Source organism: Filifactor sp. (genome assembly GCF_057248345.1).
Genome location: NZ_DBHIIC010000006.1, coordinates 1 through 14694 on the forward strand (window position 1 = coordinate 1; position 14694 = coordinate 14694).

The 14694-nt window shown below is 36.0% G+C and carries 19 protein-coding genes; 17 read left to right on the forward strand and 2 right to left on the reverse strand.

Annotated elements, in window-relative coordinates; genetic code table 11:
- Positions 1 to 255: 255 nt before the first annotated feature.
- The 17 genes from ACO5GE_RS02315 to ACO5GE_RS02395 all read left to right on the forward strand — a co-directional run bounded on the left by ACO5GE_RS02315 (position 256) and on the right by ACO5GE_RS02395 (position 12350).
- Positions 256 to 684, forward strand: coding sequence for a VOC family protein (locus ACO5GE_RS02315; protein WP_314025215.1), 429 nt, complete (start codon positions 256 to 258; stop codon positions 682 to 684).
- Between the two features lie 21 nt (positions 685 to 705).
- Positions 706 to 1026 (forward strand): TfoX/Sxy family protein, encoded by a 321-nt coding sequence (locus ACO5GE_RS02320; RefSeq protein WP_484829317.1) that lies wholly within the window; start codon positions 706 to 708, stop codon positions 1024 to 1026.
- Between the two features lie 157 nt (positions 1027 to 1183).
- Positions 1184 to 1996, forward strand: coding sequence for a DUF6630 family protein (locus tag ACO5GE_RS02325; RefSeq protein WP_484829318.1), 813 nt, complete (start codon positions 1184 to 1186; stop codon positions 1994 to 1996).
- A 23-nt stretch (positions 1997 to 2019) separates the two neighbouring features.
- The gene (locus ACO5GE_RS02330; protein WP_484829319.1) at positions 2020 to 2229 is read left to right on the forward strand and encodes a hypothetical protein; all 210 of its coding nucleotides are present in this window, start codon (positions 2020 to 2022) and stop codon (positions 2227 to 2229) included.
- 108 nt (positions 2230 to 2337) lie between these two features.
- The gene (locus ACO5GE_RS02335; protein ID WP_484829320.1) at positions 2338 to 2928 is read left to right on the forward strand and encodes a hypothetical protein; all 591 of its coding nucleotides are present in this window, start codon (positions 2338 to 2340) and stop codon (positions 2926 to 2928) included.
- 202 nt (positions 2929 to 3130) lie between these two features.
- Positions 3131 to 3373 carry a phosphohydrolase gene (locus tag ACO5GE_RS02340; protein WP_442563545.1) on the forward strand — a complete coding sequence of 81 codons (243 nt, stop codon included), beginning with the start codon at positions 3131 to 3133 and terminating at the stop codon, positions 3371 to 3373.
- 196 nt (positions 3374 to 3569) lie between these two features.
- Positions 3570 to 4349 carry a leucine-rich repeat domain-containing protein gene (locus ACO5GE_RS02345; RefSeq protein ID WP_484829321.1) on the forward strand — a complete coding sequence of 260 codons (780 nt, stop codon included), beginning with the start codon at positions 3570 to 3572 and terminating at the stop codon, positions 4347 to 4349.
- Between the two features lie 304 nt (positions 4350 to 4653).
- Positions 4654 to 6147 carry a gliding motility protein gene (locus ACO5GE_RS02350; RefSeq protein WP_484829322.1) on the forward strand — a complete coding sequence of 498 codons (1494 nt, stop codon included), beginning with the start codon at positions 4654 to 4656 and terminating at the stop codon, positions 6145 to 6147.
- Positions 6148 to 6245: 98 nt separating this feature from the next.
- A complete protein-coding gene (locus ACO5GE_RS02355) occupies positions 6246 to 6692 on the forward strand; it encodes a hypothetical protein (RefSeq protein WP_484829323.1) in 447 nt (148 codons plus the stop codon).
- A gap of 83 nt (positions 6693 to 6775) precedes the next feature.
- Entirely contained in the window at positions 6776 to 6955 is a 180-nt protein-coding gene (locus ACO5GE_RS02360; protein WP_442563465.1) for a hypothetical protein, read from the forward strand.
- The gene (locus ACO5GE_RS02365; protein WP_484829324.1) at positions 6936 to 7259 is read left to right on the forward strand and encodes a hypothetical protein; all 324 of its coding nucleotides are present in this window, start codon (positions 6936 to 6938) and stop codon (positions 7257 to 7259) included. The genes ACO5GE_RS02360 and ACO5GE_RS02365 overlap by 20 nt, the downstream gene beginning before the upstream one ends.
- Before the next feature lie 85 nt (positions 7260 to 7344).
- Positions 7345 to 7770, forward strand: a complete 426-nt coding sequence (locus tag ACO5GE_RS02370) for a hypothetical protein (protein ID WP_484829325.1) — start codon at positions 7345 to 7347, stop codon at positions 7768 to 7770.
- Between the two features lie 205 nt (positions 7771 to 7975).
- On the forward strand, positions 7976 to 8290 hold the full coding sequence (locus ACO5GE_RS02375; RefSeq protein ID WP_484829326.1) for a hypothetical protein: 315 nt from the start codon (positions 7976 to 7978) through the stop codon (positions 8288 to 8290).
- A 430-nt stretch (positions 8291 to 8720) separates the two neighbouring features.
- Complete coding sequence (locus ACO5GE_RS02380) at positions 8721 to 9779, forward strand: leucine-rich repeat domain-containing protein (RefSeq protein WP_484829327.1); 1059 nt, start codon at positions 8721 to 8723, stop codon at positions 9777 to 9779.
- A gap of 56 nt (positions 9780 to 9835) precedes the next feature.
- The gene (locus tag ACO5GE_RS02385) at positions 9836 to 10699 is read left to right on the forward strand and encodes a hypothetical protein (protein ID WP_484829328.1); all 864 of its coding nucleotides are present in this window, start codon (positions 9836 to 9838) and stop codon (positions 10697 to 10699) included.
- A 194-nt stretch (positions 10700 to 10893) separates the two neighbouring features.
- Entirely contained in the window at positions 10894 to 11505 is a 612-nt protein-coding gene (locus ACO5GE_RS02390) for a hypothetical protein (RefSeq protein ID WP_484829329.1), read from the forward strand.
- 41 nt (positions 11506 to 11546) lie between these two features.
- Complete coding sequence (locus ACO5GE_RS02395; protein ID WP_484829330.1) at positions 11547 to 12350, forward strand: HEAT repeat domain-containing protein; 804 nt, start codon at positions 11547 to 11549, stop codon at positions 12348 to 12350.
- A 209-nt stretch (positions 12351 to 12559) separates the two neighbouring features.
- Here ACO5GE_RS02395 and ACO5GE_RS02400 read toward each other — a convergent pair whose 3' ends face one another.
- Both ACO5GE_RS02400 and ACO5GE_RS02405 read right to left on the reverse strand, forming a co-directional pair.
- On the reverse strand, positions 12560 to 13129 hold the full coding sequence (locus ACO5GE_RS02400) for a hypothetical protein (protein ID WP_484829331.1): 570 nt from the start codon (positions 13127 to 13129) through the stop codon (positions 12560 to 12562).
- Positions 13130 to 13178: 49 nt separating this feature from the next.
- The gene (locus tag ACO5GE_RS02405; RefSeq protein ID WP_484829332.1) at positions 13179 to 14666 is read right to left on the reverse strand and encodes a phosphohexomutase domain-containing protein; all 1488 of its coding nucleotides are present in this window, start codon (positions 14664 to 14666) and stop codon (positions 13179 to 13181) included.
- Positions 14667 to 14694: the final 28 nt, after the last annotated feature.

Genomic DNA, 14694 nt, shown 5'->3' on the forward strand with positions numbered 1-14694 from the left:
CAAAGTCCTGAGAATTTAGCTGTGATTTATGAGAATATCAAAGCGGTAATGGAACAGTATGATTTATCCGAAGATGATGTGGATGCGATTTTGTCGGATTTATTGGGAGTTTACGAGGAATCATTTCTGTTGGAGTAAGGATTAACCGATATCTGATTGGAAAACAGTAAGCAACTCGAGAATAGAAGAAATAGTTTCAAAATGGTATAATATTGGCAAATAGTTAGAGAGAAAAATTGAGTTTAGGAGGAAACAATGAATAAGATTACTTGTATTTGCTTAGGTGTTAAAAATATGGAACAATCAATAAAGTTTTATAGAGACGGTTTGGGATATCAGACTGATTGCAAAGAAAATAATCCGCCGGTATGTTTTTTTAATACTCCGGGAACAAAGTTTGAACTGTTTCCTTTAGAACAGTTAGCAAAAGATATTGATGAAGACAATCCACCAAAAGGAAATGGATTTTCCGGAATTACATTAGCGTACAATGTTGAACATAAAGAAGATGTTGATGATGTAATTGAATTGGTACGAAATGCCGGAGGAACCATTGTAAAAGAACCGCAAGACACCTTTTGGGGTGGATATCACGCATATTTTTCTGATTTGGATGGATATTACTGGGAAGTTGCATGGGGTTCAAATTTTCAATTTGATGAAAATGGACTGTTGAAGTTTTAGGGAATAAGAGAGGTATTAAACATGGCTTCAAGGAAAGAATATTTGGATTTTGTTTTAGAACAACTATCTGAGTTGGAAGAAATAACATATCGGGCAATGATGGGAGAATATATTATTTACTACAATGGAAAAATTGTTGGTGGAATATATGATGATAGGTTGCTTGTAAAACCGGTGCAAGCAGCGATAAATTATATGCCGAATGCAGAGTATCAGTTACCATATGACGGAGCTAAGGAAATGCTTTTGGTAGATAATGTAGATAACAAAGAATATTTAATCGGACTAATTAAGACCATGTATGAAGAATTACCAAACCCAAAACCTAAGAAGAAAAAATAAATAAATAGGATTGTACTTTTGCTGACAAAAACAGTAAAACAATCCATTCAAAAAAGAAAGTAACTCCAAGTAAATCAGGGAAATTGTTTGTTTTTTCGTTGTACATAAAAAATAATCATAAATACGGAAGAGAAAAATTGAGTTTAGGAGGGAGATTATGAGTATCTATCATTGGATTCAGAAAAAACTTTTTGACACATACGAAGATTGGCATATGAAAAGTTTTTTGACGAATTCTAACGGATTTCATCTTATTGGAATTGACAATTCGCTAAAAGCAATGCAGGACGGATATATGATGTATGTAGAGATAACACCGCCATATGCGATAAAAGGTTGCACATCCATGAAGGCTATTGTTGGTCAAAGTGAAGAACTGGTGAACATCTATCTGAAGATTGACGAAAAGCAATATGTCATTTCTGATGTAAGCTATAACGATGCAATTCAGATGATGAGGTCATTTGTAAAGAAATCAATTCCTCCGGAAGAATCAACTTATACACAAGTGTTGGAAAATGATAATGAGATGGTGAAAGATACATTTGCCGAATTAGCAGAGTTGTTGATAGGCAATCCTAATGATACCCTGAGATTTTTGAACAGAGTAGAGCCGGAGAGTATGGAAGATATCGAAAACGCATGGGAACAACTCTATGAAGAATTGTTAAAGACAAAAAGAGCAATAGAACTTGATTGGAAGGCAAGGAAGGATATTTTTGTTCCTACGGTAACTAAATTGAGTGAAGGCTTGAACCTTACATTTAATGAGGATATTTTGAAGGAAGATGAAGATGTTCCACGATGGAGCAAATTGATTAACTCTAGTTGGGAAGACTTTATTTTAGCTGCGATGGATGTCGGGAGTGACAGTTATGTGTTGATGGTTCTCAGTAAAGAGAGTTTTGTTCAAGCAAAAGCATTGGCAAGAAGGATTTTGAATCGGATAGCTCCTGCTGAAGAAATGTAAGTCAATCTGTTTGAAGGGAAAAAATGATGATAAAAAGAAATCAGTATGTTTTGTTTGGAATGATTTTGTTGGTGTTGGCAATTGTTCTGAATCAAGTGTTGGTTCTCCATGATTTTATAAGCGGATGCTTATATGGTAGTTCCATAGGTTTTTTGATATGGAGTATTTTTAAGCAAAAAAACGGAACTTGTTACTTCAAAAAGTTTGTATCAAAAAGAATTGAGGAAAGATAGAATCATTTTATTGTAAATTGATTGGATAAAGATACAAGTCGAATTGGTTTGTTATCGTGGATAGACATTCAAAAAAGTGAAATAATAATATATGAGGCGGGGAGTAAAGTGAATCGAAACAACGATAAGATTACCGAATATCATTGGCTGAAAAGAATTACGATTGATGTTATGATATTTTTGTTAAAAGATGTGATTCCTTTTTTTGGAGCGGTTATCACAATGTCGGTAGTTATCGGCCCTACATTATGGTTCGCAACAAATCATATCATCCTATTAGTATTGTTGGGGATGATTGCGTTGCTGATTTTGATTGTTGTCAGACATTTGATTGCAAAAAAGATAAGCAAAACAGCAGAAAAATTATACGGAAAACAGGATTTGTATTTGATTGATCATGATTTGTATTGTACAGAAGATGTGAGAACTCGATTTTCCCATGTCATCAGATGTTATAAACCGATTGAAATCTATCGGGTAGAAAAAACAAAGTTTTATTGGACGGTTGATTGCCTTTGCTATAAAATACGAAGGAGCGGCAATGCGAGGGAAGATATTGGACTTGTTTTGGAACAGTTGATACAGGATGAAAAAAATTTAACACCGGTAAAAGAAACATTATTGTTCAAACGGCAGTATCATGATGAATTTGAGAAAATGATAGACGAGGTACTCCGTCACCACAAATCATCTGAATGATGGGAAAAGAAATCGGGAATAGGAATGTTGTCATTTCAGAAAGCGTGAATAGAAATCCTCTGATTTCGGAACATAAGATGAGTATGATGTAAAGTCTGTTGCAGTTAAGTTTGTTGCAAGAGAAGATATGGGTTGATACAAAAAACATGTTTGCAGATTGATGGCAGTAATGAAAGTGTATTTTTAAAGGAGAAGGAATAGGATGAAAATGGAAGTCGGAAAAACTTACCGTGTTAAAAAAGAGATATTCAACTTCAAAAAAGGGGAAATTTTGATATTAGCTGACAAAGGATATCAGGCTTATTACGGTGAATATAATTTTGTTTTTGTCAATGAAGAGAAGGAACATCAGTATGCAGTCTTGTGTGACGGTTCAGATGAAGATATGAAAATATATCATCATTTGGACGAGTATTTTGAAGAAGCAAGTAAGATAGAAGTTTAATACAAACCAATCCATACAGTATGAAACCACTATGATACATATCGCTCAAGAGTGTTGTTGATAGAGAGTAAGTTGCGAATAGCTTTCATAAGTATCAGTACAAGCAACTGCATGATAATCAAAAGAGAATAATCAGTTTGGTTGAACTGAAGCAGATAAATAGTTGGAGTAGGAGATAGAGGGAGAAGTGATATCCATGGCGATTCTAAACGAAAAGCAAATCAAATACGGTTTTGATTACTTTCATCGTGATGAACCGGAGAACAAATGTATTGTTGAAGTATCGGAGTACACCGGAGAAAAAGCATTGACGATAAACTGTACGCAATTAGGCGATAGTTTTACACCTCAGTACAAGACAGCAAAGGAAAAGAAGCGTGTCTTACAGGAATGGTGTGATTTTTTGCAGAACAATCCGACAGCGTTTACAGAGCTGAATTTCTGCACAAGGATGCCTCAAGAGTTATTTGATGCTGTCTGTGCACAACAAAATCTTCGAAAGTTATCTATCAAATGGGGAGTTTATAAGAATCTTTCTAAGATTAGCAATCTTACCAATCTGGAATACCTCGGTATTGGATCCGGTGCCGGTGTAGAGAGTATAGAGCCTATTACAAAATTACAAAACTTAGTTGCCTTGTCGGTAGAGAATTTTCAGAGAGTGGACGATTACAGTTTGCTAGCCAATCTTACAAAGTTAGAAAGCTTGTCGATTGAGGGAGATGGACTAGGTCCTCGGTATATTCATGTCCAATCACTAGATTTCTTGAATGATATGAAACAGTTAAGATTTTTCTGTTTTTTGACTGCAAGGCTTAAAAGCAAGGATTATACCCCTATTTTAAGACTGGAACAGATAGAGCATTTAACACTGAGATCATGTAAAGAAGTGAAAGCATTATATAACGATATGATTCAACTTCCACGCTTGAAATACGGATTATTAGTTGATAAACCGGAACTTTACGGGAAATAACAATCTGTAGGAATAGCAGATGGATTTGTTACTATTTCGTGCAATATTATTTGATATTCAAACCCGATAAAATGATGGAACCGATGTAATTTCTAAAAATGATCCTTTTGATACTTTCATTCATCTGTTTCGTTATACTTTCACAGAATCTGTTCATTATTTTTAAAGTATCTGAAATACTTTAATTTTCAAGGGAAAATGAAATCATTTGATTGAATTTTAGTGTCATATCGGTAAACCATAGAACAGGGAGTTTGGCAGAGAACGATCGGAGAACCTGCATAAAATAGAAGGAGGAATTGACATGAGAGCAAAGGCAGGAGATGTGTACTGCGTCTATAATAAATATCTAAAGAAATATACAGCTTGTCAAGTCACAAAGATAGAAGAAGATGACAAGGAACCACAGGCGGTTATTCTTTGGCTGGATTGGTCGGGGGAAGAGCCTCTGAAAGAGGAGGAATTATCTTCCATAAAACCGCTTTATAAGGACTTTATGTACTGGGACCGAGGGATACATCTATCGAATGTTGATGTGAATGTACCGACAAACTATACTTTCGTTGGCAATGTTACTCCCTTGACGGATGAGAGTACAAATTCATACACAACATGGGGAGACGGTTATCAGGTCTACAGACAGCTTAAATGGCAGGAAATATCAAAAGAACAGAGAGATGCATTTAAGGAAGCGGATAAGAGCGAAGAAAAAGTCATCTTTGCAGGAGAGGAATGTGGTATTTCCAAGCGTCGTTTGAATGATGAGTGGAAACCTTTTGAAGATGCAATGGAATTAAAGGTTTTTCCTTGTTTGAGTCATCTAACATTAAACAAATGGTACAAAAATTTATACGAGTATTTACAATCGACTCCATTTATTTCTGAACTGGTTCTTGAAAACCATAACCAAACAAAACTGGATTTCTCTAAAACATCAGTTCGTACGCTTTCAATTGACATGACAGGGGTAGAAGAACTTATCTTAAATGACGGTTTGGAGCAACTTATTTTATTGGGAGAAGTAAGGAAAAGTTGCAACATACAGGCGAATGGAAACGAAGAGGCCTTGCTGTTACAATATGATAAAGTGATTCCTAAGTTGAAAGGCTTGGAATCTTTAGGGAAATTACATGTTATCAAAATCGAAGAACTCGATATTGAGGAAGTTTTGAACGCATACCCAAAACTTACAGAGTTAAGATTATGGGGAAAACCGGGAAATCTTGTTCATTTTGATAAGTTGCCGGAGTTTCAGCAGTTGGAAGTTTTTACAACAATGGACTTGTTCGGTTTTACTGCAGAGGATATTCCAACTCCCGATAGACTTCCGAATTTGTATATGTTTTGGATGGAGAGCTTGCCGGAGGATGCTGCAAAAGTAACGAAGAAACTTTATAAAAAGCGAAAAGAAGACGGACTTCATCTTTGGATTAGCAAGCCGAGAAAACCCGAGTGGCTTGCTCAGAACTTGGACAATCCGTTTCGTTCATGGGACGGACAGGAGAATATTACACCTGCCAATGCCAAGAAAGCTGCTACTTTGTATAGAAAGACAAGAGCTGGAATCGTAAAGATTGCCGAAGGTTCAAGCAAAGACGCTATGACAAGTGCCGAAGCTTTGGTAAGGGAGTATACCGAGGGATTCAATAAGATGGATAAGAGAAACTGTTTTATCTATACAGTCGAGCGAGAGGATATTTATACAGCGCTTGATGAAATATTAGACTTACTACCGGAGGACTTGAAAGTCGATAAAGAGAGATTGTTGAACTTATTCGATGAATTAAAGAATTTCTAAAAGTGAGGGAAACAAAACGAATTATGATGTTGCAAGGGTAGTCTTGTCATAAAAGGGATAAGAAACAAGCTGATAGAATGTAATTAGGAGAGAATGAAATGAGAGTAGAAGTATTTCCTCTTGAGAAGATAACAATTGACAACAAGAAAATTATGTTGGGGATGAACATAAATCAGGTGCAAAAGCTGATTGGAATACCGGACAGAGTTTTTTCGAACTGTGACGGAGAATCCGGCAGGCATTATTATTTTGACGGTGAATTGGGATTGGACTTTGATGAAAGTGGATTGCTTGAATTCATTGAATTTCTTGGTGGAATTGACGGGAATCTCAGACCGTATCTTTATGGGGTGTCAGCTTTTGAAACAAGTGCAGATGAATTGCTTAAGATGATAATGGAACAGGACGATGAGGTTGATGACAGTGAAGCGGATTATTGTTATTGTTTTTTGAATATCGGTATAGGGTTGTGGCGTCAAGATAATCAAAATAAACATTGGGATACGATTGGTATCGGTGTAGACAAGTATTATAGATTTGAATGATTTGATACAAAGCAGAGCGATAGAAAGTCAACCAAGAGCAATCTTTTGATGAAAAGAAATAGGTAGAGAAAGGATGTATTCGCTTGAACTGTTTGATACGAAATATCACCATAGAAAATCAGAAAATCAACAGAGAGCAATTTTTCGCGATAGGGTATTGTCCTGAAATAGAGAAACATCTGCTCTGTGTTCATATTTCTTGGATTGCGGGATATGACCGATATGGAGGAAGAAGATTGAAATATGCAAAAGAAACAGAATGATAATTTGGAACTCAAATTGGCATGCACTGTGAAATTTTTTAGAGAAAAGCGAAAAGTTCCTCCTGATTTGAACAGTGGGAACTATTGTCCTCACTTTAGGATAAAAGAAGATACAAGGTATCTCGGTGTCCGTTTTATTGAGGGGAAGGAAGTAGACTTCGACAGTTGGATAACATGCATTGTTTCACTGTTGTATGAAGGTGTTGATTATTCCGGATTAGTTTGTGGAACGGAGTTTCATATCATGGAGGGACCTAATGAGGTTGGGGAAGGAATTGTTGATGAAATTTGTTACTGCAAGTGACAAAATATGGCAAGGTTGATTGTAAGAAGTAATACTTTGATAAAAAGATCGTGAGAATGATAGTTAGAGAAAGGATTTATTAACAGTGAACTCTTTGATACAGAATATCACTATAGAAACTCAGATAATCAACAGAGAGCAATTTTTCGCGATAGGGTATTGTCCTGAAATAGAGAAACATCTGCTCTGTGTTCATATTTCTTGGATTGGGGGATATGACCGATATTACAAAATGGAGGAAGGCGATTTAGAGCTTTATGAAGCGGAACAGGAAACATTCTGTAAAAAATATGAAAAAGAAATCGAAGCCTACCGAACAGAGAAACTGATTGGTGCGGGAGCATTGAGGGATTATGATTTTAGATGTCTGCCGGATAAAGTACGGAAGACTTTGGACAAGTATCCTCCGTTTGAAGGATACTATTATCAAGATGGAATCTTCTATGCAAGAATCAAGGTAGGGAACACCTTTTTCAGTATTCCGCCGGTTCGCGATGACAAACAGATGTAACGGATCGTCATGGTAAGAGGATGGATACGAAAGCGAATCAGATTGTCATACACTCCATATCACAAGATTCCTTGCCTTCGTTCGTCTCAAAGTTAGAGAAATTGAGGATGTCATTGCTTAGGTGGAACAAGAGTTGGAACGATGGTTGTAGTTTCAAAGAGTGCTGATACAGTAAGTTGATACAGAGAAGATGGGAGAGAATACTATGAGTGATACAGATTTACTTTTTTTCAAACAAAGACTTGATGCAATCGATTGGAACGGAGATTTTGAAAAGGCGGATAAGGAAAATTATGAGATTTTAGACAAGTTGTGTGAAGAGATAGAAGCAGAGCTTGGAAGAAATCGAAACTCTGAAATGATAGCGAAAGCTTTATTGCTCCTTGCTGAGAATGTAGGTTGTGCAGAGGATTTTGAGAGATACGAAGAAAATTTTGTGAACCGTCTTGTGCAAGATAACTTGCTTACGAAAGAGCAGTCGGAGTTATTTTATCATAATACAAACAGGAGACAAGGTTAGAAACTTGTATGGATGGGGTCGTTTATTTATGACAAAATAACCTCAAAATAAAAAGTCGAAAATCTACCGAAATTTTTTGAATGAAGATAATGATATGATAATTTACTGAGATGATTATCTGAAGAAACAGATGATTCATTCAGGAAGATTGTGGTTGTGAAGAACTGTATTATTTCAAAATATGATGATGACTGCATCTTAATAGATTGGACTTGATGACTTTTTGTTTAACGAGACACTCATAGAGTTATAATGATATGTTGGATCGCCTGCTTTGAGAGAAACGAAACAGATTTGTTTTACAGTGACTTTACAACTTGATATAGATACAGAATAAATTATCAGAAAAAGTTTTGCTGAGTTTTTGTTGCTCAGAATGATATTTGTTGTTCGGCATGATAGACGATTTTTGATTGGAGGAGAATGTAGAGTGGGAGTTTTCTATTTGGAAGAAAGAATTGATTTTAGAGGTGCTTTGACAACTGATGAGATAGAAGAAATTGTCAGAAGAGGAAGTGTGGATACATTACAGACCAATGTTCTTCCTTTGGATTTACCTACCATGCAGAGGTTAAATGAGGAGTATTTTTCCAAATTTCCAAATACGGAGCTGCGTATTTATACATATGGTGACTGTGATTTGCGTTCTCTTCATGTTATGGATAATGTTCGTAACTTATCTGTTGAAACATCCAAAGAAATATTGGGTATTGAAGAAATCTATTCTCTATCAGGAATCAGGCATCTTTGCATTGAGGCATCTAAAATACAGGATAAAGAGTTTCTTTTTAAAATTCCGGAGTCCGTAGAAACGCTTTATTTGGAAGTTTCGTCAAAGTCATTTGATTTGAAACCTCTGTCCCGTTTTGCTGAGCTGAAGGTGCTGGGGTTACGAAAATGCAATAAAAACATCGAATGTATTTCAGAATTGAAACAGGTGCATAGTCTGAAATTGCATGGAATTACACTACCTTCCTGTTCTTTTCTCAATCAGTTGCCAAGACTTCAAAATTTAGCGGTTTCAGGAGGGAATACAGAGGATTTCTCTGAATTGTACGGCAATCCGACCATTACAGGATTATATCTGTTTCATCTTCCAAAACTGAACAATTTGGGCGTACTTGCCAATTTGCCGAACTTGAAGGTTGCAGAAGTGTGTCAATTAAAGAATGTTCAGGAACTTCCTGACTTATCAAAATCAAAATTACAGCATCTATGCTTAGAAAATATGAAGAGCCTGTTGGATTTCAGTCCGCTTCAATTCGCTCCTTGCCTTAAGTCTGTTGCAGAAACGGTATGTCCGTCTTCCGTTACAACAGACTGCATACTTCCAATTATGCAGAATCCTGAAGTAGAACAATGTGCATTTTTTACAAGCAGTGCCAAAAAGAACAAAGAACTGGAAGAATTGAGTAATCAATATCATAAGAAATGGCAAGCAAATGCACATATCGTCAGAGAAATTATCTTTTCGGACGGTAGAATGTAGATAATATGGAGCGGTTAGCGAAAGGTCAATTAGATGAGCAAAGGGGAGGGGATTGAATGGTAATAGGATATCCGTTGTGTTTAGAAGGTGTTGCATTTAGAAATCATGGAATCATAGGAATTTATCAACAAAAAGAAAAAATCATTGTGCTTCACTGTGCATTCGGTTTTGGTAATCCTAAGCAACCGGCAGAAGATAAGAGACAACCGAACTACATTCTGTTGGATATATTTTCAAAGGATTTTAAGGAACATACCAAAGTGCATTTGTGTTATTATCAAGAGAGCTTTATTTCAGCATTGGATTCAGAACTGTATGAAGAAAACGGCAAATTGATTTTAAATACCAAGAAATACAAAGGATTTACCGAAACAATTGCAAAGCTTTTTGAGGTTTCAGATAAAGGTTTGGTTGAAATCGGACCATCTCCTGAGTCGGTAATGGAGATATATAATGACAGTAAGACATATCATTTTGGAAATTCAGAAGTGTATATGCACTCTCCGTTTGTGATGGCATGTAGGGATAGTTCTTCGGGCAATATGATTTGGAAGACAAAAATCGGTGCTTATTTATATACAGAAGTGAAAGAAGAAAACGGGATTCTTTATTTCGGAACTGATGGAAATGGAGGAAAGTTTTTTGCAGTGGATTTGTCAGATGGGAGGATTCGCTACAGCTATCCCACAGGAGGAACTTCAAACTTTATATGTTACAAAGAGTATGTACTGCTATCGGATGAGAAGGATAAGCCGATTTTACTAAACAGGAAGAATGGCGTTTTGTGTAAAGAAATACAGTTTGATGATTATAGAATAACTGCATATCAGCAGATGATTGTAGTGGAGGATAAATTATACGCAATAGCATATAGAGAAGATGTCATTTATGCAGTAAGCGCAGAACTTACTGAAATATAACAGAATTGGCAAGGATGAAAAAATGCTGTGTAAAAACAATACAATAGATGTAAATTTAAATGTGAACAAACTGTTCCTTTTAAGCTTGTTCAAATGACAGGAATGGACTATTGGAGTGAGAAGACATCCAATAGTCTGAGAGCCTTGATAGTGTATAAAGGAAAAAATGCTGATATACAAATGGAGGAATAAGGATGACAGAAAGAAATCAAGACTATATCAATACGGTAAAGATGGAGGAGATACCTTGGCATAGGATTCCCACAACTTATGGACGAGCAACATTGTTTCCTCAATACTTTGAAGCACTTGAGAAAATGGAAAATATTGAGGATGTAGAGGCGGCGTTGTATGAAGTATCCATCAATATTGAACATCAGAGTACGTTGTGGTACGCAGCTCCGTTTACACTGATTTTTCTTGGGAGACTTTTTAAGAAAGCTCTTGCTAAAAGTAGTACCAATAAGAGTGCAAGATATATTGTAGAGGATTTGTTGGAAGGATTCGATATGATAGCAGAAAGTTTTCATTATGGAGATCAATTGGAACATGCAGATCCTTTGCCTTTTTTTGAAGATATGCTGAAAGAAAAATATTTATGGTCGGAAGTTTATGATGAAGAAGAGGATGAACTTCGTTACGAGGAAGAAGATGTTTTTCCGGATGATTTGTTTTACAGTTTCTACTACTATTCTTTTGAGGTACTGAAACTGTATCGGGAAGAGTTTGAAACATTAAAAGGGACAGAGTTTGATGAAAGAGCGAGGAGTCTTTGCTCGTGGTATGAGAAAAAGAATGGGAAATGATAGTATAATTTAAGAAGAGCCAAATCACAGGGAGAGAAAAAATGACAAAGTCTACGGATAATATATTACAGGAACTGGAAGTGGAAAAAATCCGTCGTGCAAACCTAACCAAAGAAGACTTACAGAAGATGTATCTCGAGTTGGAAAAAGAAAATTTTCCTTCCGGTCAAAAAATTAAATTTACTGCCGATTTAGGGGAATGTAACGAGATAGCTTTCCATTATGAGATTATTTGTAAGGATTGGAAAGAGGAGAAAAATCTTAACTTTCAGAGTAGTTTTGACCAACACGGGAGGAAAGGGATAGAATTTTTATTAGAACGTGTGAAGGATGTCGAAGAAGAAAGAGTAAGGGTAGATACTGCTTATTTGATTGCACAACTCCTTTCTAAAATGAAACATAGAGATTTTTATATCTCGTTTTGTAATCAGCTGATTCCTATTCTGATTTCACTTTCAGTAACCGATGATGCTATACTTCGTCGAAAGGTAATCATTGCGTTAGGATGGGTAGCAACTTCAAATGAGATTGATTTTTTGGCACAAAAAATGCTGACGGATGAAGACTCCCTCTGTCGGGCATGGTCTGCAACGAGCCTGATGCAGATGGTATTTCATCGAGGTAATGCAGAAGAGATTCGTGAACGAACAAAGATGGTGTTTCTTCAAGCAATTTCGGAAGAAAAAGAGTGGTATCCTTGTGGAATCATCATAGAGGCGGCACAAACAATATTCGGAAAAAGGTGGATTTCTTCATACGATGTAGAAAACGAAGTATTTGAAAAAATAGAAAAAGCCCAAAAATCTGCGATACGGTTTTTGGGTAAGTCTGAAAACAACAAATAGAAACAATCAAAATTATATGTTGTAGAGATTGGTTCAATTATTTTATGGGATTTTAGCATAAGATTAGGATAATATAGGATAATATAAGTACAGTAAAAATAACAACTCAAATAATAATAGCCTCCTTGCCGTGTTCGGTAGGAGGCTATCTGTCAATCAAGGTGCTTTGTTAAGGATACTTCATTTCTGTATAACACTTTGTTTTTTGTTTAAGGAACATATTGTTCGTACATATCCGTTATCATATTGTTTTGTACTGTAATATAGAAATAAGAGTATTGTTGTTCGTTACCAACCAGTTTCAAAAATTCTTCCAAAGATATCGTCTTAAATGTTGTAGCAGGATTTTCGCTGTCTACATCAACTAAATTGATATTGATATTTTTATCAAGACTGAGAGTAGATAGCGTTTCGTCTTTGTTATGAATCAGATATCCACTTGGAAGGTCATCCGGATTTTCTCCCAATTTTTTGATTTCTTCATCATTTTGACCACTGAAGAAGATTTCTGCTTGATCGAAAGTAATACTTCCTGAATCGGCATTTATTTTCTCTAATACGATAAAGTATTTTCCATCTTTCAGAGAATCTACCGTATCGGCATTCGGTTGTTGCGCATCTGAATTGGAGTCTGTCACATTACTATTATCGGAAGTAGTTTGTTTCGGTGGTTCAGGTTGTTGTGTCGGTACACTTGAAGTTTTTTTGCTATAGGCAAAAATGCCACATAGAATTACCGCTAAAAGCACAGGGTAAACAATTAAATTCTTTTTTTGCATCAATGATCATCCTCTCTATAAAATGAATTATTTGTATAAAAACTATATATTATTTTAACACATTTTGATTCAAATACTTATAGTTTTCAAAAAATTTATATAATATCTTTAAATCTTTTTGAACGCCACCTTCCATATCACTTTCCATATTTAATACCATAAGTGGTTCGTGTAAGGAAACTCTAATCAAAAACCATCCTGTGGGAGTCAGTATTTTAACACCTTCATAATTTTGTTGTTCGATGGAGTAACCTTTGTAATCCACAATATATTCTTTCAAATCAGACAAAATTCCACTTGCATAGTCTTTAAAATGTTCATGAAGAATAGGAATACGATATTCTTTTTCTTCAGAAGGTTCTTTCAAAGAAGAAAGGATTTGTTCTATGGTAATACCGTTCTTTTTCCAATTCGATAATGAAATCAAAATTTTTGCAACAAGGTAAGCGCCGTCATCTAAGAAATAGTTTTCTGCGACTGCTCCATGACCTGAAGTTTCTATGGCAAGGTAACAAGGTGTATCCGTTTCTCGACTGAGTCGGATTCCTTCATTGATCACATTACGATATCCCCTTTTGAAACGATGGTGGATTCCTCCATGAGATTGGATGAATTCCGTTAGACCGGATGAAGTAACAGAATCTGTAACAATAACGGATTGCGGATGTTCCTTTAATATAATAGCGGATAACAATGCAATAAAACGATTGCGGTTAACCTCTTTTCCGTCAGATAAAACAATAGCTGACCTATCTACATCCGTATCGAAAATAATACCAAAATCGGCATGGTGTTGTTTTACTGCGAAAGAAACAGAGCACATCGCATCCTCGTTTTCAGGATTTGGAATGTGGTTTGGAAACAGTCCGTTCGGTTCCAAAAATTGACTTCCTGTCGTGTTGGCACCAAGAGGATTTAATATTTGTTCCACAAAAAAACCTCCGGCACCGTTTCCGGCATCTACAATAATATGAAATCCGTCAAGAGGAAAAAGAGAGTCAGTTTCTTCTCTTATTTTTTGTATGAGATGTGCAGAATAGTCTGCTATCAAATTTCGATTCGAAAGATAACCGGTTCCCTTTGGATAAGAAGTATGATTTGAATGGCTTAAGATATAGGTGATATCCTTCTTTTCCAATCCCCCGTCTTTTGTAAAAAACTTGAATCCATTGTGAAAATAAGGAAGATGGCTTGCTGTAATCATGATAGAGGCATCTGCATGATATGAAGGGAAAACAGTGCTCATAAACATAGCAGGTGTGGTTGCAAGACCTACATCAACAACGTTGATTCCATACGATAAAAATACTTCTGTTAACCACTCTTTCAGCTGGGAGGCGGTCAACCTTGAGTCTGTTCCGATTGCTATTTTGATGGGTGAACGGTCAGAAGGCAGTCTATTTGTAATCCAATTGATGAAGCCGACAGCGATTGCTTGTGTAGAAGATTGTGACAAAGTGACAGGAAGCCCGTCTTCATTTTCTAATGCAATTCCACGAATATCGGTACCATTTTGTAAGTTTAATAGTGTCGTCATAGTAATTTCTCCTTGTGAAATACACAGA

Excerpts from the sequence above, each read along its gene's own strand:
- ACO5GE_RS02315 (WP_314025215.1), top strand. The coding sequence starts at position 256 with ATGAATAAGATTACTTGTATTTGCTTAGGTGTTAAAAATATGGAACAA.
- ACO5GE_RS02320 (WP_484829317.1), top strand. The coding sequence starts at position 706 with ATGGCTTCAAGGAAAGAATATTTGGATTTTGTTTTAGAACAACTATCT.
- ACO5GE_RS02325 (WP_484829318.1), top strand. The coding sequence starts at position 1,184 with ATGAGTATCTATCATTGGATTCAGAAAAAACTTTTTGACACATACGAA.
- ACO5GE_RS02330 (WP_484829319.1), top strand. The coding sequence starts at position 2,020 with ATGATGATAAAAAGAAATCAGTATGTTTTGTTTGGAATGATTTTGTTG.
- ACO5GE_RS02340 (WP_442563545.1), top strand. The coding sequence starts at position 3,131 with ATGAAAATGGAAGTCGGAAAAACTTACCGTGTTAAAAAAGAGATATTC.
- ACO5GE_RS02345 (WP_484829321.1), top strand. The coding sequence starts at position 3,570 with ATGGCGATTCTAAACGAAAAGCAAATCAAATACGGTTTTGATTACTTT.
- ACO5GE_RS02350 (WP_484829322.1), top strand. The coding sequence starts at position 4,654 with ATGAGAGCAAAGGCAGGAGATGTGTACTGCGTCTATAATAAATATCTA.
- ACO5GE_RS02355 (WP_484829323.1), top strand. The coding sequence starts at position 6,246 with ATGAGAGTAGAAGTATTTCCTCTTGAGAAGATAACAATTGACAACAAG.
- ACO5GE_RS02365 (WP_484829324.1), top strand. The coding sequence starts at position 6,936 with ATGCAAAAGAAACAGAATGATAATTTGGAACTCAAATTGGCATGCACT.
- ACO5GE_RS02375 (WP_484829326.1), top strand. The coding sequence starts at position 7,976 with ATGAGTGATACAGATTTACTTTTTTTCAAACAAAGACTTGATGCAATC.
- ACO5GE_RS02385 (WP_484829328.1), top strand. The coding sequence starts at position 9,836 with ATGGTAATAGGATATCCGTTGTGTTTAGAAGGTGTTGCATTTAGAAAT.
- ACO5GE_RS02390 (WP_484829329.1), top strand. The coding sequence starts at position 10,894 with ATGACAGAAAGAAATCAAGACTATATCAATACGGTAAAGATGGAGGAG.
- ACO5GE_RS02395 (WP_484829330.1), top strand. The coding sequence starts at position 11,547 with ATGACAAAGTCTACGGATAATATATTACAGGAACTGGAAGTGGAAAAA.
- ACO5GE_RS02400 (WP_484829331.1), bottom strand. The coding sequence starts at position 13,129 with ATGCAAAAAAAGAATTTAATTGTTTACCCTGTGCTTTTAGCGGTAATT.
- ACO5GE_RS02405 (WP_484829332.1), bottom strand. The coding sequence starts at position 14,666 with ATGACGACACTATTAAACTTACAAAATGGTACCGATATTCGTGGAATT.